Origin of the sequence: Thiothrix subterranea (assembly GCF_016772315.1) — a bacterium.
Classification (GTDB): Bacteria; Pseudomonadota; Gammaproteobacteria; order Thiotrichales; family Thiotrichaceae; genus Thiothrix; species Thiothrix subterranea.
Window position 1 is genome coordinate 2,348,233 of record NZ_CP053482.1, and the last position, 18,529, is coordinate 2,366,761.

Consider the following 18,529-nt stretch of genomic DNA (forward strand, 5'->3'; position numbering starts at 1 on the left):
ATCCCCTCTCCCCTTGAGGGAGAGGGTTAGGGTGAGGGGTCTTCTTATTTCGGCAATTTGCCAGTAATCCCTTTGACGTAAAACGCCATTTTCGACATATCTTCGTCCGACATATTGCTGCCAGCGGCGACGATTTCCTTACCGTCTTGATCAACGACTGGCCCTGCAAATGGGTGCAAACTGCCATCCTTGATTTTGCCTTTAGCTTCTTCCACCTTGGCTTTAACGTCGGCAGGAACCGCGTCATTCATGGGCGCTAAATCCACCATGCCATCCTTGATACCGCCCCAGATGCTGCCGGGTTTCCACGTACCATCCAATTGGCTTTGCACTTGCTTGATGTAATAGTCACCCCAGTGATGGGTAACAGCCGTCAGGTGTGCATCCTTGCCGTACTTGGACATATCGGAATGGTAAGCGATGGCGTACTTCTTCTTTTCCTGCGCGGCAATGACAGCAGCAGTGGAGTCGGTGTGGTGCGTAATAACATCTGCACCTTGGTCAATGAGAGTATCCGCCGCTTCACGCTCACGACCCGGATCGAACCATGAGTTCACCCACACCACATTCATCTCGATTTTCGGATTAACGCTCTGCGCCCCCAGCATGTAGGCATTAATCCCCTGCAATACTTCGGGGATTGGGAAAGCGGCTACATAACCCAGCTTGTTATCCTTGGTCATTGACCCTGCGACCATGCCCGCCAGATAACGGCCTTCGTAGAAACGTGCATTGTAATTGCCCAGATTATCGGTGGTTTTGTAACCTGTCGCATGTTCAAAATGCGTATCCGGGAATGTCTTGGCAACTTTGAGCATCGGGTTCATGTAACCGAATGACGTGCCGAAAATCATCTTGTAACCGCTGCTGGCGAGTTCACGGGTAACACGTTCCGCTTCAGCACCTTCAGGGATCGTATCCAAAACCTTGACTTCGATTTTGTCGCCGAACTTTTCCTCCAGTGCTTTGCGCCCGGTGTCATGCTGGTATGTCCAGCCAGCATCCCCAATCGGGCTAACGTAAATGAAACCGACTTTGAGCTTATCTTCAGCCTGTGCCGCGCCCAACAGCAGCGAACTGGCAACCAGTACCGACCCCAGCAGGGTTTTCAGTCGTGGTTTACGCTGAGTAGTGAACGGGTTTGTCATCATCAATCTCCTGTACGTTAATGAACTTCACGATGGAAAGCCTGCCCCAATGACGCGGGGGCATTCAGGCGAATAGTCTTGGCATTGCGTGAAATCAGCACCAATACCGCAATCGTTGCCAAATACGGCAACATGGATAAGAACTGCGAGGGAATATCCACTCCCAGCCCCTGAACGTGAAACTGAGCAATGGTCACACCGCCGAACAGGAACGCGCCCAACAGCACTCGCCCCGGTCGCCAAGTGGCAAACACCACCAATGCCAGCGCAATCCAGCCGCGCCCAGCGGTCATGCCTTCCGACCACAGTGGAGTATACGCCAGCGACAAGTATGCGCCGCCAATCCCCGCCATTGCCCCGCCAAACAGCACCGCTAAATAACGGATGCGAATCACCGGATAGCCCAGTGCGTGTGCCGACGTCGGCGATTCACCAATGGCTCGCAATACCAAACCACCCCGACTGTGATACAAAAACCACACCAACAGCGGAAACAGCAGCAACGCCAGATACACCAGCGGGTCATAGCTAAACAGCAATTGACCCAACACCGGCAAATCACTCAGCAGCGGAATATGCAGGGATTTGATGCCTTCCAACGCCACACTGCTGTACGCCTGCCCCATGTAAGCACTCAAACCAATGCCAAAAATGGTTAATGCCAAGCCAGTAGCCACCTGATTTGCCATCAAGGTCAAGGTGATGAACGCGAAAATCAGTGCCATCAACATACCCGCCCCAGCGCCAGCCAGCACGCCCAGCCATAATTGCCCGGATTCGGCAGCCACCATGAAACCGCTGATTGCGCCGACAATCATCATGCCTTCCACGCCCAAATTCAGGACACCGGATTTTTCCACCACCAGCTCGCCCAATGCGGCAAAAATCAGCGGCACACCGGCGGTAATCGTCGCCACCAAAATGAGAATAACGGTATCAGCATTCATGCTTTGCTCCTCCAAGTGGGTGTTAGGCGAAAATGGATTAACACATCAGTTGCTAGCAAAAAGAACAGCAGCAAGCCCTGAAACACGCCACTCACCGCAGCGGGCAGCGCCAATTGCATTTGTGCCGATTCACCGCCCAAGTACAGCAATGCCATTAACAGGCTTGCCAGCAAAATACCAATGGGATGCAAGCGCCCTACAAACGCCACAATGATCGCGGCAAAACCATAGCCCGGAGACAGCGGCATACTCAATTGTCCAATGGGGCCTGCGATTTCATTCATCCCCGCAATACCAGCCGCCGCACCGCCCGTGAGTAAGCCAATCCAGATGGTGCGTTTGGCATTGAACCCGGCATAATCCGCTGCTCTAGGAGCAAGCCCCGCCACCCGCATTTGAAACGCCACCACACTCCAACGCATGAACACAAACACCATTACCAGCGCTATTAGCGTTAGCCAAATGCCCGCATGGGTGCGCGTGCCTTCCAACATAATCGGCAGAATTGCGGATTCAGTAAACTGCCGCGATTGCGGAAAACCAAAGCCATCCGGGTCACGCCAAGGCCCATGCACCAACCAACTGAGCAACAGTTGCGCCACATACACCAACATCAAACTCACCAAAATTTCGCTGGTATGAAAACGGGTACGCAACACCGCCGGAATCGCTGCCCACACCATGCCGCCCAATGCGCCTGCCATAAACATCAGCGGCAACACCCAAGCACTGTCACTTTCGTAAAACCACAGCGCCACGCCTCCGGCGGCAATCGCGCCGATAGTTAATTGCCCTTCCGCCCCGATATTCCACACATTGGCGCGAAAACCCACCGACAATCCCAAGGCAATCAGCGCCAACGGCGAGGCTTTAATCAGCAATTCGCCCAAGCCGTACATATCATTGATAGGCTCGATGAAAAACGCATGAAATGCCTTGAGCGGGCTTTGCCCCAGCAAGGTGAAAATGACCATGCCGACCAACAACATCAGTGCAATCGCCAGCAATGGCGATAACCAAACCATGCGTTGGGACGGCTGCGGGCGTGGTTGTAATTTAAATAGCATGATCAGTATCCTCCGTTTGCTCAACCAAACTGCCCCCGCCCATTAGGATGCCAATGTCTTCCAGCGTGGAGCTGCGGGCATTCATGGCAGGGGAGAGTTTGCCGTGGTGAATAACGGCGATGCGGTCGCAAATTTCAAACAACTCATCCAGCTCTTCGGATACCACCAGAATGGCCACATTGTCCTTGCGCAAATTCACCAACGTTTGACGGATAAAGCTGGCAGCGCCCACGTCTACGCCCCATGTCGGTTGCGCAATAATCAGCACCTCCGGTTTGAGCAGCAATTCGCGCCCCACTATGTATTTCTGCACATTGCCACCCGACAAGCTTTTGGCTTCGGCATGGTCGCCTGAGCATTTGACACTGAAGCGATCAATGCAATGACGTGAAAAGTCCCGCATTCGTTTGTGACTGATAAAGCCGGTGTTCGACATGCCGTCTTCATGCCCAGTGAGCAAGGCATTGTAAGCCAGTGACATGGCGGGAACTGCGCCGCGCCCCAGCCGTTCTTCCGGTACGAAACGCAGCCCCAGTTTGCGGCGTTGCGCGGGGTTTAAGCGTCCGGCGGGTTGACCTTTGATGAGAATATCGTTGGCGTGTGGCGAGGGTTTTTCACCGCTGAGGGCATACAGCAATTCCTGCTGACCATTGCCGGAAACGCCCGCAATGCCGAAGATTTCCCCGGCTCGCACACTGAGGTTGATGTCGTGCAAATCCGTGCCAAACGGATCTTCCGATACCCGCGACAGTTGTTTGACTACCAAGCGTTCTGCGCCGTCGGTGCGGGCGGGGGCGTGTTCGCACACGGGAAGCTCTCTGCCGACCATCATTTCAGCAAGGCTTTTGGCGGTTTCCCGACGCGGATCGGCTTCACCGCTGACGCGCCCCATGCGTAATACGGTGGCTTTGTGGCAGAGTTCGCGGATTTCTTCGAGCTTGTGGCTGATGTAGAGGATGCTGCATCCTTCATCCGACAGTCGTCGCAGGGTTTCAAACAGCTTGCGCACCGCTTGCGGAGTGAGCACGGAGGTGGGTTCGTCCATGATCAGCAATTGCGGGTTTTGCAATAGGCAACGCACGATTTCCACTCGCTGACGTTCGCCCACGGACAGGTCGTGTACCAAGCGGTGCGGGTTGAGGGGTAAGCCATAACTCTCGGATACTTCTTCGATTTGTTGCGCCAGTGCTTTCAGGTTTTGCTTAGCATCCATTGCCAGTGCAATGTTTTGGGTAACACTGAGGGTGTCAAACAGCGAAAAATGCTGGAATACCATGCCAATGCCCAGCTTACGGGCTTGCGCGGGGCTGTGGATATTGACTGGCTCGCCGTTCCAGAGAATCTCGCCCTTATCGGGTTTGACCACGCCATACACCGCTTTCATCAGGGTGCTTTTGCCCGCGCCGTTTTCACCCAGCAAGGCGTGAATTTCACCGGGCATGACCGTGAGGTTGACGTTTTCGTTGGCGATAACCGAGGGGTAATACTTGCTGATACCGCGCAATTCGAGGCGGGGTGCTGTCATAGCGGGTTCTCCTGTAGGTGTAATGCCAGCAATTGCGCGGCGACGGCAAGGGCAATGTGGGCGGGCTGCTTGCTGCGAATCTGCGGAATACCAATGGGGCAGGTGAGGCGTTCCAGCGCCGTATGGCTATGCCCTTTATCCAGCAAGTGCTTGCGGAATTTGCCGAGCTTGGTTTGCGAACCGATCAGCCCCAGAAAGCGGAAACAGTTGTGGCGCAAGGCGGCATCGCAAATTGCCAAATCCAGCGCGTGGTCGTGCGTCATCACCAGCAGGTAGGCGTTGGCGGGTAAGGCTTCGATCAGGCTGGCAGGATTGGGGGCAATATAGGCTTTGGCATTGGTGGGCAATTCGGCGGGGAACTGCTCCTCACGACTATCGACCCAATACAAACGGCAGGGTTGGGTTGCTAGTATTGCCGCAAGTGCTTGCCCGACATGCCCTGCACCGAATAGCACAATTGGGAATTGGTTGGCGTTGACGGCATCGGGGTGTTGCCATTGCTGCGGGTCAGCGCAGTATTCGTAGTGGATGTGGACGCGCCCGCCGCAGCATTGCCCAAGCGTCGTGCCGAGAGTGAATTCGCGTTGGAGTTGAAGAGGGCGACCGCCGGTCGCCCCTACGAAGACCGTCCCCTGTAGGGGCGACCGGCGGTCGCCCTCTTCACGTTCTGCTACTGCTAACAACGCCCGCGCTTCTGCCATCACCTGCTGTTCCAGCTTCCCCCCACCGATACTGCCCAATAATTCTTGCGCGGCAATCAGCATGTACGCCCCGTTTTCACGCGGGGTTGAACCTTGCGTATCGGTAATGCGGGCAATAATGAAGGCGGCTGGAATCATGCGTTGCCCTGCATGGTGTCACGCACGGCTTGCACCGCATTCAGAATGGCTTCCGGTGTTGCCGGTGCTTGCAACGGCGGGCTGCAACGGTAATCGCCGACGCTGGCAACCGCATCCCGCAGCGCAAAAAACACCGACATCGCCAGCATGAGCGGCGGTTCGCCTACGGCTTTGGAACGGTAAATGGTGTGTTCCACATTGGCATTATCGTCCAGCAGCTTCACCGTAAACTGCGCGGGAATATCGCCCGCCACCGGAATTTTGTAGGTGGATGGCGCATGAGTACGCAAACGCCCGCTGTTATCCCACCACAATTGTTCCGTGGTCAGCCAGCCCATGCCCTGAATGAAACCGCCTTCGATTTGCCCCGTATCCAGTGCCGGGTTCAGTGAACTGCCCACATCGTGCAGAATATCGACGCGCACTACCCGATTTTCGCCGGTCAAGGTGTCGATAATCACCTCAGACACAGCAGCACCATACGCAAAATAATAGAACGGTCGCCCGGTCATGGTTTGCGGGTCGTAATGGATTTTCGGGGTACGGTAAAAGCCCGTGGCTGATAGCGAAATGCGATTGATCCAAGCATCGTGTGCTAGGTGCGCAAAACTCACGGTGTTTGCCGTGCCGAGATGGATTTGCCCGTCCTGAAACACAATGGCGGCAGCATCCACCCCGTAGTGGCTGGCGGCAAATTCGGTGAGGCGTTGTTTCAAGGTACGTGCTGCATCTTGCGCTGCCATGCCGTTGAGGTCAGAACCGGAGGAGGCCGCTGTTGCCGACGCATTCGGCACTTTATCGGTGCGGGTAGCGGTGCAGCGGATTTGACTGAGCGGAATTTGCAATTCTTCCGCCACCACTTGCGCCACCTTGGTGTACAAGCCTTGCCCCATTTCCAGCCCGCCGTGATTGAGCTGTACCGAACCGTCGCTGTAAATGTGCAGCAATGCGCCTGCCTGATTGAAAAAGGTGGCGGTAAAGGAAATGCCGAATTTGACGGGGGTGAGCGCCATGCCTTTTTTCAACCAAGGGCTGTTATGGTTGAAGGCAATAATGTCGGCGCGGCGTTGTTGGTAGTCGGCACTGCTTGCCAGTTCATCGACAATGCGCTGGATAATATTGTCTTCGACCGCCATGCCATACGGTGTTTGGCTACGCACACCGTTCGTGCCGTAGAAATTGGCACGACGCACTGCCAACGGGTCGCATTGCAGGTAACGCGCCACATCATCCAGCACGTATTCAATCGCCATCATGCCTTGCGGGCCACCAAAGCCACGAAACGCGGTATTCGATTGCGAGTTGGTTTTGCAACGGTGCGAAACAATATCCACATGCTCCAAGTAATAGGCATTGTCGGCGTGGAACATGCTGCGGTCATTCACCGGCCCTGAGAGGTCAGCGGAAATGCCGCAGCGTGAGGCATACACCAGCTTTACGCCTTGCAGCACACCTGCGTCATCGAAACCGGCTTCGTAATGGATGTCATAACAATGGCGTTTGCCAGTGATGGTCATGTCATCGTCCCGATCCAGCCGGAGTTTCACTGGGCGTTGGGTTTTCAGCGCAAGCAGCGCGGCAATGCTGGCAAACAGTGCCGGTTGGCTTTCTTTGCCACCGAATGCGCCACCCATGCGGCGGCATTCCAGCACAATGTCTTTCTCGGTTAGCCCTAAGACGCTTGCGAGGGTTTTTTGGTCGTGGTGCGGGTGCTGGGTAGAGCTATAGATCAGCACATCGCCGTGTTCACGCGGCAAGGCAAAGGCAATCATGCCTTCCAGATAAAAATGTTCCTGCCCGCCCAATTGAAAATGCCCGCTGAGGCGATGGGGGGCTTGTTGCAGGGCGGTTTCGGGTTGCCCGCGTTGCAGGTGTTTGCTAGGCAAGACGAATTGCTGTTGCTCGATGGCGTGTTGAATATCGAGGTTGTGCGGCAAGGAGTCGTAATCAATGACTGCCAAACGCGCCGCACGGCGGGCAGCTTCGACAGACGTGGCAGCCACGGCGAAAATGGCTTGCCCGATGTATTCCACGGTGTCGGTGGCAAATACTGGCTCATCCTGCATCGCCCCACCAAGGTGATTCACGCCGGGAATATCGGCGGCGGTGATGACGGCGATTACCCCCGCTGCTTGGCGCACTGCATCCAGATTCACGCTGCGCAAACGGGCATGGGCTTGTTGGCTGATACCGATGGCGGCGTACAAAGTATCGCGGGGTTCGGGCAAATCATCGGTGTAATGCGCCGCGCCCGTGACATGCAATTCGGCACTGTCGTGTTTGATGGGTTTGCCAACGCTCATGCTTGCACCCCCGTTGTGTACAGGGAAAGCGATTCGCCGGTGGTTTCCAGCAGGCATTTCAGCAGCAAGTTTTTCGCCACACTCATGCGGTAGGTGGCGGAAGCCCGCATATCGGTAAGCGGTTGGAAATCGTGTTCCAGCGCCTTCATCGCTGCGGTGACGCTGGCTTGTTCCCACGCTTGCCCGCTTAATGCCGCTTCGCAATGGCTGGCGCGTTTGGGAATGCCTGCCATGCCGCCGTAGGCAATACGGGCTTCAGTGACGTGTTGTTGTGCATCGAGTTGAATGTGGAACGCGGCGCACACGGCGGAAATGTCTTGCTCAAAACGTTTGGAGATTTTATAGCAGCGCAGCAAGCCAGTTGCCGCATTCGGCAAGGGAATCCGTACCGCTTCTATGAATTCACCCGCAGCCAAATCTTTTTGTTGGTAAGCCAGATAAAACGCTTCCAGTGGCAGTTCGCGGGTTGCCTCACCTTTGCGCAAGCGGATTCGCGCCCCCAGCACCAGCAGCGCAGGCATGGAATCACCGATGGGCGAACCGTTGGCAATATTGCCTACCAATGTACCGGCATTGCGGATTGGCAATGAGGCAAAGCGTTCGTGCAATTCGCGCAGAGGCGGGTAATGGGCGACGATGGCTTGAAAAGCGGCTTCCAACGATACCGCAGCGGCGATTTCCAGCCAGCCATCTTGTGTGGTGATTTGATCCAGCCCCGCGACTTTGTTCAAGGAAATCAAGGTGGGTAAATCGCGGTGTTGTTTGGTAATCCACAAGCCAACATCGGTTGCGCCTGCCAGTAAGGTGGCATCGGGATAGCGTTCCAGCAAGATGGCAAGTTCGCCAAGGCTGGTGGGGGCGCAAAAGCGTTTGCCGTCGTGTTCCAGTAGCAGGCTGTGGGGTTGTTGCGCCCATTGCGTCAGGGTGGTAATCAATGCTGTTTCGGCAAAATCATCGTTTGGAAATGCGTGGGCGTATTCATACATGCGTTCCCCCGCATCCAGAATGGGGCGGTAGCCGGTGCAGCGGCACAAATTGCCAGACAGGGCTTGGCTAATTTGCAGGCGGCTGGCATTGGGTTGATTCTGGTACAAGGCAAACAATGACATGACGAAGCCGGGTGTGCAAAAGCCGCATTGCGAGGCGTGGCAATCGACCAGTGCTTGTTGCACCGGATGCAGTTGCTTGCCGCGTTGCAGGCTTTCGACCGTAAACAGGGCTTTGCCGTCGAGCGTTGCCAGCAACTGAATGCAGGCATTCAAGGCGCGATAACGCAAACGCCCGTGTTGCAGGTCGGCGACCACGACGGTACACGCGCCGCAATCGCCTTCGGCACAACCTTCTTTTGTCCCTTTGCGGTACAAGTGTTCACGTAGGTAATTGAGCAAAGTGGTATCGGGGGCGAATGGCGGCGGGGTGTGCGCTTGCCCATCGAGCATGAAGGTGATGCTGTGTTTGACTGTGACCTCGCCTGCATTCATCCGCTGTCCTCTGCTAAGAAGGGAGGGCAGAAGATTCTGCCCCCAACGACTCGAAGAAAAATTTACACGCTACATCTTAGAAATGGGCTTTGATCATGAACGCCGGGTTGCTTTCGTTTACGCCGTCAATCCCGAATTTGTTTTTCCATTCGGCGTGTTCAATCCCTACGTAAATCGGCTTTTTGGTGTTGAACAATTGCTTGCCTGCATCCCACTTGATTTGCGAGGTGAAGTTGGTTTCGGCGGCATGGTCGTCTTGTGCGGTGCTGGCATCAATAAAACCGTCGTATTGGAATTCGGCTTTGCCCACTTTGAAAGGTAACGCCCAAGTAACCGTGGCTTGTTCGTCATCGGCGATTTTTTCGTTATTGACCTTGTACAGATTGACGTTGACGTATTTGAATTTGGGGACATTCAAACCCACGCCGACCCCGGCGAGGTAGTTGTCAAAACTGGGCGAACCTTCCAGCGTTCCCGCCAGATACACATCCTTGATAAGGCCGGTTTTCAGTTCTTTGCCGGTCAAGTAACTTAAGCTGACACGCGGGGCAAGTTCAAAATAGGTTTCTTTCGTGCCGTTTTCGGAACGCAAATGATCGGCGAAGAAAAAAGTGTCGCCCCAGTTGTGACCACTGGCGTGTTCAAAGGTCATGACTTGACGCTTATCATCGCCGACTTTGTAATTTTGACCATTAATATAGGTCAGGCTGGCATCGCTCCATAATTGTTCTGCCAGCACTGCTGGAGAAGCCAGCACACCACACGTCACCACGACGCTGAAAAACGCTTTGTTTGGCATAAAATTTCACCTCGTTGCTATTCATCAAAACCTGACCAACTGGACAGCTTTTGATGAAAAAGCAATAATCGCGCCAACTGTTTGCATGAGCGTGCAATATTCCCCGATAACCTTAGATATGTCTTAGATTGGGTAAGTTTTTACGTTATCGTCTAGCAACTCCCTGTAAAATAATGCGCTTGATTAGTGCGTAACATAATCGTCATGGTGCATGGCGAATCGGCAAAAAGGTTAGCTTTCCATGTTTATTGAGCTTGACTCACACACCCCCAATGGCTTGGCAGGGCGTATTCGCAAAGGCAATGAATGCAAAATCATTGCCGCCGCCGAAGCCGAATTTGCCCGCCACGGCTACAAAGGCGCAAGTATGCAAAGCATTGCCGACCATGCCGGGTTGCCCAAAGCCAATATCCATTACTACTTTGGTTCTAAATTGCGGCTGTACGTGGCGGTGTTGGCACACATCTTGGATATGTGGGACAAGTTGCTGGTGAGTTTGGATGCAGCAGGCGACCCGGCGGTGGAACTGGAAGCCTATATCCGCGCTAAAATGCGTTTAGCACAGGAACACCCGCAAGCCTCACGCATTTTCGGTATCGAAATTATGAGCGGCGCACCTTACTTGCAGGAATATTTCAGAACAGGTTATCTGGAATGGTTCAAAGGCAGGACGGCGGTATTTGAGGCATGGATGGCGCAAGGCAAAATGGATCGGCTCGACCCGGCGCATGTGATTTTCCTGCTGTGGTCATCCACCCAACATTACGCCGATTTCGCTTGCCAGATCAGTGCGGCACTGGGCAAACCCGGTCAAACGCTGCAAGCCGCAGACTACGAGCGGGCAACCCAAACCTTGTTGCACGTAATCCTCAACGGTTGCGGCGTACAACCGTTTCACCCCTACTAAGGAAATGAATCACTAACATGACCGGATTAACCACACATGTTCTGGATACCGCCAATGGTTGCCCCGCTGCGGGGGTGAAGCTGGCGCTGTACGCTTGCCCGGAAAACGCGACCCGTATTCTGGTGAAACAGGCGTTTACCAATGCTGACGGGCGTTGCGACAGCCCTTTGCTGAGTGCGGATGAGATGCAAACCGGCATTTGGGAGTTGGTCTTCCACACCGCTGACTATTTCCAGCAGCGCCATACGCCGTTGGATAACCCGCCGTTTCTGGATGTGATTACCCTGCGTTTCGGGATTGCCGATGTCAGCGCCCACTACCACGTCCCGCTACTTGTCTCCCCTTGGAGTTATTCCACCTATCGCGGCAGTTAGCCGTTAAGGAGTCTTGGCTGATGGAATCCCTTATTCTGGAATGGTTAGGTCTGGCATTTCGCTGGATACACATTATCACGGGCATTGCGTGGATCGGCGCATCGTTTTACTTCAACTGGTTGCTCAACCATCTGCTGACCTCGGATGACCCGAAAGTGGCGGGGCAATTGTGGGCGCTCCATGCGGGGGGCTTTTTCAATGTGGAAAAGCGCAATATCGAGCCGGGTCAACTGCCCGAACCGCTGCACTGGTTCAAGTGGGAATCGTATTGGACGTGGATCAGTGGCTTCGTGATGCTGGTCATCGTTTATTATTTTGGCGCGGAAGCCTATTTGATTGATCCGGCGGTCATGGCGCTGACCGCGTGGCAGGCGATTGCGATTAGTCTGGCGACCTTGGCGGGTAGCTGGCTGGTGTATCACGGCTTGTGGAATTCAGCGTTTGGGCGCAGCAACCAGACCCGCAGCGTGGTACTGACGGCGGTATTCATTACCGTCATGACGATTGTGCTGACGCAGGTATTCAGCGGGCGTGGTGCATTCCTGCATGTTGGCGCAATGCTGGCAACGTGGATGAGCGGCAATGTGTTTTTCGTGATCATGCCCGCCCAGCGGCAACTGGTGCAGGCGACCTTGGCAGGGCAACCTCAGAATAAACAGCTTGCCAACGATGCGGGGCAACGTTCCTTGCACAACAATTACCTGACCTTGCCGGTGCTGTTTGCCATGTTCAGCAACCATTACCCGGCGACGTTTGGCGGTGAGTGGAACTGGCTGATTCTGATTGCGTTGTTCGCCGTTGGGGTGTTGGTACGCCATTACTTCAATGTGCGCGATAAGCAGGGCAATTTCAAAGCGGGTTGGATGTTGGTGGTGGCGTTTGTCGTGTTTATTGGCACGGCGTTAGTTGCCAGTTATCCGGCGTTGTCGCAAAAGGCGGCGGGTGAGATTCAGTACACGCAAGTGCAAGGCTTGTTGCAACAACACTGCATCAGTTGCCATGCGGCGCAACCCACCAGCACCGCGTTTACCAGCGCACCCAAAGGCGTGATGCTGGAAACTGAGGCGCAAGCGCGTAGCCAAGCTACTCAGATTGCCACGCAGGTTTCATCGCGCATTATGCCGCTGGGCAATACCACGGGCATGACCGAAGACGAACGCCAGTTGCTGGTGCAATGGGCGCGTCAGGTTCAACCATGAGTATTCACTATGCCTGAACAAACAGCCTATCCCCGCGATTTGGTCGGTTACGCCGATCACGTACCCCATGCCAATTGGCCGGGCGGTGCGCGTATTGCGGTGCAATTTGTGTTGAATTACGAAGAAGGCGGCGAAAACTGTGTGCTGCACGGTGATGCTGCCTCTGAAGCATTCTTGTCCGAAATCGTTGCTGCTCGCCCTTACGAAGGCGTGCGGCATCCCAGTATGGAATCCATTTACGAATACGGTAGCCGTGCTGGTTTCTGGCGCATTATCCGTTACTTCCGAGAACGCGGTATTCCGCTGACCATTTTCGGCGTGGCGATGGCGTTGGAACGCAATCCGCGTGCGGTCGAAGCCATGCTGGAAAACGGTTATGAAATTTGTAGCCACGGTTGGCGCTGGATTGATTACCAATGGATGAGTCGCGAGCAAGAACGTGAGCACATGCAACGCGCCATTGCGATTATCGAGCGCATGACGGGCGAGAAACCCAAGGGTTGGTACACCGGGCGCAATAGTCCGCATACCCGCGAATTGCTGGTAGAGCAGGGTGGTTTCCTTTACGACGCGGATGATTACAGCGATGACTTGCCGTTCTGGACTAAGGTTGGCGACAAGGATCATTTGGTTGTGCCGTACACGCTGGATACCAACGACATGCGCTTTGCTTCCCCGCAAGGCTTTAATAGCGGCGAACAGTTTTTGCAGTACCTCAAAGATGCGTTCGATGTGTTGTACGCCGAAGGGCTGGAAACGCCGAAGATGCTGTCGATTGGCTTGCATTGCCGCTTGATTGGTCGCCCCGGACGGTTTCGCGCCCTGCAACGCTTTGTCGAATACGCTCAGCAACATCAGGATGTGTGGTTTTGCCGTCGCATCGACATTGCTCAACACTGGATCAAGGAGCACCCAGCCCCATGAAAACATCCCTCAGTGCATTGAATCAATTGGATCAGGCGGCGTTTGTGGCGCTGCTCGGCGGCGTATACGAGCATTCTCCGTGGATGGCGGAACGTAGCTTTGCTTACTTGCCCTTTGCGGATGTGGATGCGTTGTTGCAAGCGATGCGGGCAACCTTGGCGCAAGCTGATCACGACGAGCAATTGGCGTTGATTCGGGCGCATCCTGATCTTGCAGGCAAAGCGGCGTTGCGCGGCGAATTGACGGCGGAATCCACCCGTGAACAAGCAGGCGCTGGACTCGACCAACTCACGCCAGACGAGTTTGCCCGCTTCACTGAACTGAATGAGCGTTACACCACCCGTTTCGGATTTCCGTTCATTATGGCGGTGAAAAACGCCACCAAACACCAGATTCTTAGCGGTTTTGAACAGCGGATTGATAATACGCCGGAGCTAGAATTCGCTACCGCGCTGGAGCAGATCAACCGCATTGCCGCTTTCCGTATTGCTGACCTTGTAGAGTAAGCCATGAATGATTTATTGAAAACCTTGCAAAACTATTGGATTGACCTTGCCCAACCGCGTTTGGGGGCGCAAGCCGTCTATGCTACTGATGAATTTTTTGCACCACTGGAACGCCTGATCCAGCCAGAAGAGCCGGTGTTTATTCCGGGCAAGTACGATGATAACGGCAAGTGGATGGATGGTTGGGAAACCCGCCGCAAACGCGGTGACGGTTACGATTACGCGATTATCAAAATCTGCTCCGGCGTGATTTACGGGGTGGATCTGGATACTGCCCATTTCACCGGTAATTTTGCGCCTTCTGCCAGCATTGAAGCGTGTTACAGCAAAACCCCGCCGGATGAGAATACCCGTTGGTTTCCATTGCTGCATTCGCGGGCTTTGCAGGGCAATTCACACAATACGTTTGAAATTGGTTCGCGTGAGGTGTGGAATTATTTGCGCCTGAATATTTACCCCGATGGCGGCATTGCACGGTTGCGGGTTTACGGGCAAGTGCGCCGCGAACTCAGTGCTGATGAGCTGGATGGTGAAATTGATCTCGCGGCAATGCTTAATGGTGGGCGGGCGTTGTGTGCCAGCGACATGCATTTCGGGCATATCAGCAACCTGATTGCGCCCGGCAAAGGCGTGAATATGGGCGATGGTTGGGAAACCCGTCGCCGCCGCGAACCGGGGTTTGACTGGATTATTTTGCGCTTGGCGTATGTGGGGCAAATTACCCGGCTGGTGATTGATACCGCGCATTTCAAAGGTAATTACCCGTATGAATGTTCGGTGTGTGGCACGCTGTATCAGGGCGGCAACGAGGATAGCATTGCCACGCAAAGCCTTTACTGGGATCAAATCCTGCCTCCCCAGCGCATGGCGGCGGATACCGAGTTTACCTTTATCGAGCAATTGCGGCAGATTGGGCCGGTGTCGCATTTGCGTTTGAATATTTACCCTGATGGTGGGGTGAGCCGTTTGCGGGCATTTGGCAAGGTGCGGAGGGTGGAATGATTCTGATACCGGAACCGTTGACGGCGGCAGCGTTTGCGCCGTTTGGCGATGTGATTGAGGTGGGCGATGAACGCACGCATTACGCCATCAATTACGGGCGTACCGAACGCTATCACGATCTGGCGCAACTGGATGTGCTGGAAAATGGTGGCAAACCTACCGTGAGTATTTTTCGCTCGCAACCGGCACAGTTTCCGCTGAAAGTGGAAGTGATGGAACGCCATCCGCACAGCAGTCAGGCGTTTCTTTCCATGCAGCGTAAGCCGTTTTTGGTGTTGGTTGCGCCACCCGGTGAGCAGCCGTTGCTGGAACAGTTGCGGCTGTTTGCCGTCGGGGCGGATCAGGGGGTAAATTACCATCGTGGGGTTTGGCATCACTACCAGTTTAGTCTGGATGAGGTGCGGGATTTTCTGTGTATCGACCGCAGTGGTGGGTATGGGGGGAATTGCGATGAGTATCGGTTTGTTGAGGAGGTTTATATAACCTTCCCCCCCATCCCCGACCCTTCCCCCGCGAGGGGTGAAGGGAGTAAGAGTTGATTTAATGCGTTTCTGCCTCCGCACTCGCCCGTACTGCCGCGCTGGTATCGTTGCTTACCCCGTTGAAGAACAGGTTCAGCAAGACGGCACTAAACGATGCCAGCAAAATGCCCGATTCGATCAGCGAATGAATCCCGTGCGGCATCCACTGTTTGAAGTTGGGTGCAATCAGTGGAATCATGCCCATGCCGATGGAAATCGCCACGATCATGGCGTTATTGCGATTGGTCTTAAAATCGACCTGCGAGAGGATGCGGATACCGGTTGCCGCTACCATGCCGAACATGACCAAACCTGCGCCACCCAATACCACGGTTGGTAACGACTCCACCAACGCCGCCATTTTCGGCAGCAAACCCAGCACCACCAAAATAATACCGCCTGCCACACACACAAAACGGCTGCGGATGCCGGTGACAGCGACCAGCCCCACGTTTTGCGAAAAGCTGGTGTAAGGGAAGGTATTGAAAATCCCGCCAATCAATGTACCCAAACCATCGGTACGCAAGCCGCGAGACAAGCGTGGCTGATCAACCGTGCGCCCGGTCATTTCGCCTAGTGCCAAAAACATCCCGGTGGATTCAATCATCACCACAATCATCACCAAGCTCATGGTCAGGATCAGCATTGGGTCGAAAACCGGCATTCCGAACTGGAAAGGCATTACCAAGCCAAACCAATCCGCTTTGGCGACTTTTTCAAAGGTCATCATTCCCAGCGCGGCGGTAATCACACCACCAACCAGAATGCCGATTAGTACCGCAATATTCGACAAAAAACCTTTGGCAAACCGCGAAATCAGCAAGATCGAAACCAGCACGATAGCTGCAATACCAACGTTGGCAGGCGATGCATATTTAGGGTTTGGAGCCGTTGTAGCTAACGCGAGATTGGTGGGTGGGGCAGGAATACTTGCGCCGGAATCTGTAGCGGCTTTGACGGCTTCCAGCCATTGCGCGTGTTCAGGGCTAATAATCATCGGTGCGGTAGGCCCCACCGGATTGCCGAAAATCCAGTTGATGCCAATGCGCATCAGGGTAATGCCGATCACCGCAATGATTGTACCCGTGACGACTGGCGGGAAAAACCGCAACATGCGGCTGACAATCGGCGTAATCAGGATCGAAATCAGCCCCGCGCCAATGACCGCGCCGAAGATGAGTTGCGCACCTTCAACGCCCGGTGTGGCTTTTGCCATGCTCACAATCGGTGCAACCGCTGCGAAGGTTACGCCCATCATCACCGGAAGCTGAACGCCAAACCATTGCGTCATCCCAAACGATTGGATCAGGGTAACAATGCCACACACGAACAAGTCAGCCGAAATCAGCATGGAAATTTGTTCCGGGCTGAGTTGCAGCGCCCGCCCGATAATCAGCGGCACGGCGACCGCGCCCGCATACATGATCAGGACGTGCTGAAGTCCTAATGTTGCCATTTTGCCGACGGGGAGTATTTCATCAACAGGGTGAACCGATGTACTCATAAAACGTAGCTCCTTAAATTGACAGGGCTTGTGAAAAAGTTGTCTACTTGGTCAGGTTTTTTATGCAAAATGCTTGCCATGTTTTTTAAGGAGTGACGGGGCATGAGTGATCGGTTGTGGATTAAGAATCCGTTAGCAATGTTCACCTTAAGTGGACAAGACGCGGGTGGTGGCGTGGTGGTGCAAGGCAACCGCTTGGTTGAGTTGGTTGCATCCGGTCAGCAGCCACAGACAGCGGTGGAACACGTATTTGATGCCAGTGAACACGTGGTCTTGCCGGGGTTGATTAATACCCATCACCATTTTTACCAAACCCTGACCCGTGCGTATCCGGGGGCGTTGAATCAGGAGCTATTCCCGTGGTTGGTTTCGCTGTATCCGGTGTGGGCAGGGCTTGAACCGGAGATGCTGGAGGTGGCAACGCGCTTGGCGTTAACTGAATTGCTGTTGTCGGGCTGTACCACCGCCGCCGACCACCATTACCTGTTCCCCGCAGGCATGGAGCACGCGATTGATGTGCAAGTGGAAGCGGCAGCTCAAGTTGGTACACGTGTGACTTTGACCCGTGGTTCAATGAGTCTGGGCAAGGATCAAGGCGGCTTGCCCCCGCAAAGTACCGTGCAAACCGAAACGGCGATTATGGATGACAGCGCCCGCTTGATCAGCGCTTATCACGACCCTAACGAAGGCGCGATGGTGCAACTCGCACTTGCCCCGTGTTCACCGTTTTCCGTCACCACCGATTTGATGAAAGCCAGTGCGGAACTGGCGGGGCAACATCACGTGCGTTTGCACACCCATTTGGCGGAAACGCTCGATGAGGAAGCCTTTTGCCTGAAAATGTTTGGAATGCGCACCGTGGATTATCTGGAAAGTGTCGGCTGGTTAGGTTCGCAAACGTGGCTGGCGCACGGTATACATTTCGATGACGACGAAATTCGCCGTTTGGGTGCGGCGGGAGTTGGCGTTTGCCATTGCCCGAATTCCAACATGATGCTGGCATCGGGAATTTGCCGGATTCGTGAACTGGAAGCGGCAGGAAGTCCGGTAGGCATTGGGGTGGATGGTTCGGCTTCCAACGACCATTCCAACCTGATCAGTGAAGTGCGTCAGGCGATGTATATTCAGCGGTTGCGCTATGGGGCGGCGAACGTTACCCACTACGATGCGTTGCGTTGGGCGACGCAAGGTTCGGCGCGGGTATTGGGGCGTAGCGATATTGGTGAAATCGCTGTGGGTAAACAGGCGGACTTGGCGCTGTTTAAGCTGGATGAATTACGCTTTTCGGGGCATCATGATCCTGTGGCGGCACTGTTATTGTGTGGCGCACACAAAGCCGATCGCGTGATGGTCGCGGGGCAGTGGAAAGTGGTGGATGGACAATTGCCCGACGTGGATATTCGCGCCCTGATGCACGAACACCAGCAAGCCGCCCGCCGACTGGTCGCGAAACATGGCGGTTGATGCTGGTACGAAATTTGCC

General features: G+C 54.6%; 17 protein-coding genes. 8 read left to right on the forward strand and 9 right to left on the reverse strand.

Features of this window, described 5'->3' with window-relative positions; translation table 11 throughout:
- Nucleotides 1–44 precede the first annotated feature (44 nt).
- The 8 genes from HMY34_RS11545 to HMY34_RS11580 all read right to left on the reverse strand — a co-directional run bounded on the left by HMY34_RS11545 (nucleotide 45) and on the right by HMY34_RS11580 (nucleotide 10,109).
- The gene (locus HMY34_RS11545) at nucleotides 45–1,148 is read right to left on the reverse strand and encodes a BMP family ABC transporter substrate-binding protein (protein WP_202715642.1); all 1,104 of its coding nucleotides are present in this window, start codon (nucleotides 1,146–1,148) and stop codon (nucleotides 45–47) included.
- A gap of 17 nt (nucleotides 1,149–1,165) precedes the next feature.
- Nucleotides 1,166–2,095 (reverse strand): ABC transporter permease, encoded by a 930-nt coding sequence (locus HMY34_RS11550; protein WP_202715643.1) that lies wholly within the window; start codon nucleotides 2,093–2,095, stop codon nucleotides 1,166–1,168.
- Complete coding sequence (locus HMY34_RS11555) at nucleotides 2,092–3,162, reverse strand: ABC transporter permease (RefSeq protein ID WP_202715644.1); 1,071 nt, start codon at nucleotides 3,160–3,162, stop codon at nucleotides 2,092–2,094. Before HMY34_RS11555 ends, HMY34_RS11550 begins: the two co-directional genes overlap by 4 nt.
- Nucleotides 3,152–4,687 (reverse strand): ABC transporter ATP-binding protein, encoded by a 1,536-nt coding sequence (locus HMY34_RS11560; RefSeq protein WP_202715645.1) that lies wholly within the window; start codon nucleotides 4,685–4,687, stop codon nucleotides 3,152–3,154. The genes HMY34_RS11555 and HMY34_RS11560 overlap by 11 nt, the downstream gene beginning before the upstream one ends.
- Nucleotides 4,684–5,526, reverse strand: coding sequence for a xanthine dehydrogenase accessory protein XdhC (gene xdhC / locus HMY34_RS11565; RefSeq protein ID WP_202715646.1), 843 nt, complete (start codon nucleotides 5,524–5,526; stop codon nucleotides 4,684–4,686). The genes HMY34_RS11560 and xdhC overlap by 4 nt, the downstream gene beginning before the upstream one ends.
- Nucleotides 5,523–7,829 carry a xanthine dehydrogenase molybdopterin binding subunit gene (gene xdhB / locus HMY34_RS11570; RefSeq protein WP_202715647.1) on the reverse strand — a complete coding sequence of 769 codons (2,307 nt, stop codon included), beginning with the start codon at nucleotides 7,827–7,829 and terminating at the stop codon, nucleotides 5,523–5,525. The genes xdhC and xdhB overlap by 4 nt, the downstream gene beginning before the upstream one ends.
- Nucleotides 7,826–9,310, reverse strand: a complete 1,485-nt coding sequence (gene xdhA, locus HMY34_RS11575) for a xanthine dehydrogenase small subunit (RefSeq protein ID WP_228287830.1) — start codon at nucleotides 9,308–9,310, stop codon at nucleotides 7,826–7,828. The genes xdhB and xdhA overlap by 4 nt, the downstream gene beginning before the upstream one ends.
- Before the next feature lie 76 nt (nucleotides 9,311–9,386).
- A complete protein-coding gene (locus HMY34_RS11580; RefSeq protein ID WP_202715648.1) occupies nucleotides 9,387–10,109 on the reverse strand; it encodes an outer membrane protein OmpK in 723 nt (240 codons plus the stop codon).
- A gap of 241 nt (nucleotides 10,110–10,350) precedes the next feature.
- Here HMY34_RS11580 and HMY34_RS11585 point away from each other — a divergent pair, with 241 nt between their 5' ends.
- The 7 genes from HMY34_RS11585 to HMY34_RS11615 are packed head-to-tail and all read left to right on the forward strand — an operon-like array spanning nucleotide 10,351 to nucleotide 15,560.
- Nucleotides 10,351–11,016: a TetR/AcrR family transcriptional regulator gene (locus tag HMY34_RS11585; protein WP_202715649.1), complete on the forward strand. Its 666-nt coding sequence runs from the start codon at nucleotides 10,351–10,353 to the stop codon at nucleotides 11,014–11,016.
- A gap of 17 nt (nucleotides 11,017–11,033) precedes the next feature.
- A complete protein-coding gene (gene uraH, locus HMY34_RS11590; RefSeq protein WP_202715650.1) occupies nucleotides 11,034–11,390 on the forward strand; it encodes a hydroxyisourate hydrolase in 357 nt (118 codons plus the stop codon).
- A gap of 20 nt (nucleotides 11,391–11,410) precedes the next feature.
- The gene (locus HMY34_RS11595; RefSeq protein ID WP_202715651.1) at nucleotides 11,411–12,589 is read left to right on the forward strand and encodes a urate hydroxylase PuuD; all 1,179 of its coding nucleotides are present in this window, start codon (nucleotides 11,411–11,413) and stop codon (nucleotides 12,587–12,589) included.
- 9 nt (nucleotides 12,590–12,598) lie between these two features.
- On the forward strand, nucleotides 12,599–13,513 hold the full coding sequence (puuE, locus tag HMY34_RS11600) for an allantoinase PuuE (RefSeq protein WP_202715652.1): 915 nt from the start codon (nucleotides 12,599–12,601) through the stop codon (nucleotides 13,511–13,513).
- Complete coding sequence (gene uraD / locus HMY34_RS11605) at nucleotides 13,510–14,019, forward strand: 2-oxo-4-hydroxy-4-carboxy-5-ureidoimidazoline decarboxylase (protein WP_202715653.1); 510 nt, start codon at nucleotides 13,510–13,512, stop codon at nucleotides 14,017–14,019. Before puuE ends, uraD begins: the two co-directional genes overlap by 4 nt.
- 3 nt (nucleotides 14,020–14,022) lie before the next feature.
- The gene (alc, locus tag HMY34_RS11610) at nucleotides 14,023–15,021 is read left to right on the forward strand and encodes an allantoicase (RefSeq protein WP_202715654.1); all 999 of its coding nucleotides are present in this window, start codon (nucleotides 14,023–14,025) and stop codon (nucleotides 15,019–15,021) included.
- Nucleotides 15,018–15,560, forward strand: coding sequence for an ureidoglycolate lyase (locus HMY34_RS11615; RefSeq protein WP_202715655.1), 543 nt, complete (start codon nucleotides 15,018–15,020; stop codon nucleotides 15,558–15,560). Before alc ends, HMY34_RS11615 begins: the two co-directional genes overlap by 4 nt.
- 1 nt (nucleotide 15,561) lies before the next feature.
- Here HMY34_RS11615 and HMY34_RS11620 read toward each other — a convergent pair whose 3' ends face one another.
- Nucleotides 15,562–17,046: a nucleobase:cation symporter-2 family protein gene (locus HMY34_RS11620; protein ID WP_202715656.1), complete on the reverse strand. Its 1,485-nt coding sequence runs from the start codon at nucleotides 17,044–17,046 to the stop codon at nucleotides 15,562–15,564.
- A gap of 102 nt (nucleotides 17,047–17,148) precedes the next feature.
- On the opposite strand from HMY34_RS11620, the gene HMY34_RS11625 reads away from it, so the two are divergent.
- A complete protein-coding gene (locus HMY34_RS11625) occupies nucleotides 17,149–18,510 on the forward strand; it encodes an 8-oxoguanine deaminase (RefSeq protein WP_202715657.1) in 1,362 nt (453 codons plus the stop codon).
- The last annotated feature ends 19 nt before the right edge of the window (nucleotides 18,511–18,529 follow it).

Excerpts from the sequence above, each read along its gene's own strand:
- HMY34_RS11545 (WP_202715642.1), bottom strand. The coding sequence starts at position 1,148 with ATGACAAACCCGTTCACTACTCAGCGTAAACCACGACTGAAAACCCTG.
- HMY34_RS11550 (WP_202715643.1), bottom strand. The coding sequence starts at position 2,095 with ATGAATGCTGATACCGTTATTCTCATTTTGGTGGCGACGATTACCGCC.
- HMY34_RS11555 (WP_202715644.1), bottom strand. The coding sequence starts at position 3,162 with ATGCTATTTAAATTACAACCACGCCCGCAGCCGTCCCAACGCATGGTT.
- HMY34_RS11560 (WP_202715645.1), bottom strand. The coding sequence starts at position 4,687 with ATGACAGCACCCCGCCTCGAATTGCGCGGTATCAGCAAGTATTACCCC.
- xdhC (WP_202715646.1), bottom strand. The coding sequence starts at position 5,526 with ATGATTCCAGCCGCCTTCATTATTGCCCGCATTACCGATACGCAAGGT.
- xdhB (WP_202715647.1), bottom strand. The coding sequence starts at position 7,829 with ATGAGCGTTGGCAAACCCATCAAACACGACAGTGCCGAATTGCATGTC.
- xdhA (WP_228287830.1), bottom strand. The coding sequence starts at position 9,310 with ATGAATGCAGGCGAGGTCACAGTCAAACACAGCATCACCTTCATGCTC.
- HMY34_RS11580 (WP_202715648.1), bottom strand. The coding sequence starts at position 10,109 with ATGCCAAACAAAGCGTTTTTCAGCGTCGTGGTGACGTGTGGTGTGCTG.
- HMY34_RS11585 (WP_202715649.1), top strand. The coding sequence starts at position 10,351 with ATGTTTATTGAGCTTGACTCACACACCCCCAATGGCTTGGCAGGGCGT.
- uraH (WP_202715650.1), top strand. The coding sequence starts at position 11,034 with ATGACCGGATTAACCACACATGTTCTGGATACCGCCAATGGTTGCCCC.
- HMY34_RS11595 (WP_202715651.1), top strand. The coding sequence starts at position 11,411 with ATGGAATCCCTTATTCTGGAATGGTTAGGTCTGGCATTTCGCTGGATA.
- puuE (WP_202715652.1), top strand. The coding sequence starts at position 12,599 with ATGCCTGAACAAACAGCCTATCCCCGCGATTTGGTCGGTTACGCCGAT.
- uraD (WP_202715653.1), top strand. The coding sequence starts at position 13,510 with ATGAAAACATCCCTCAGTGCATTGAATCAATTGGATCAGGCGGCGTTT.
- alc (WP_202715654.1), top strand. The coding sequence starts at position 14,023 with ATGAATGATTTATTGAAAACCTTGCAAAACTATTGGATTGACCTTGCC.
- HMY34_RS11615 (WP_202715655.1), top strand. The coding sequence starts at position 15,018 with ATGATTCTGATACCGGAACCGTTGACGGCGGCAGCGTTTGCGCCGTTT.
- HMY34_RS11620 (WP_202715656.1), bottom strand. The coding sequence starts at position 17,046 with ATGAGTACATCGGTTCACCCTGTTGATGAAATACTCCCCGTCGGCAAA.
- HMY34_RS11625 (WP_202715657.1), top strand. The coding sequence starts at position 17,149 with ATGAGTGATCGGTTGTGGATTAAGAATCCGTTAGCAATGTTCACCTTA.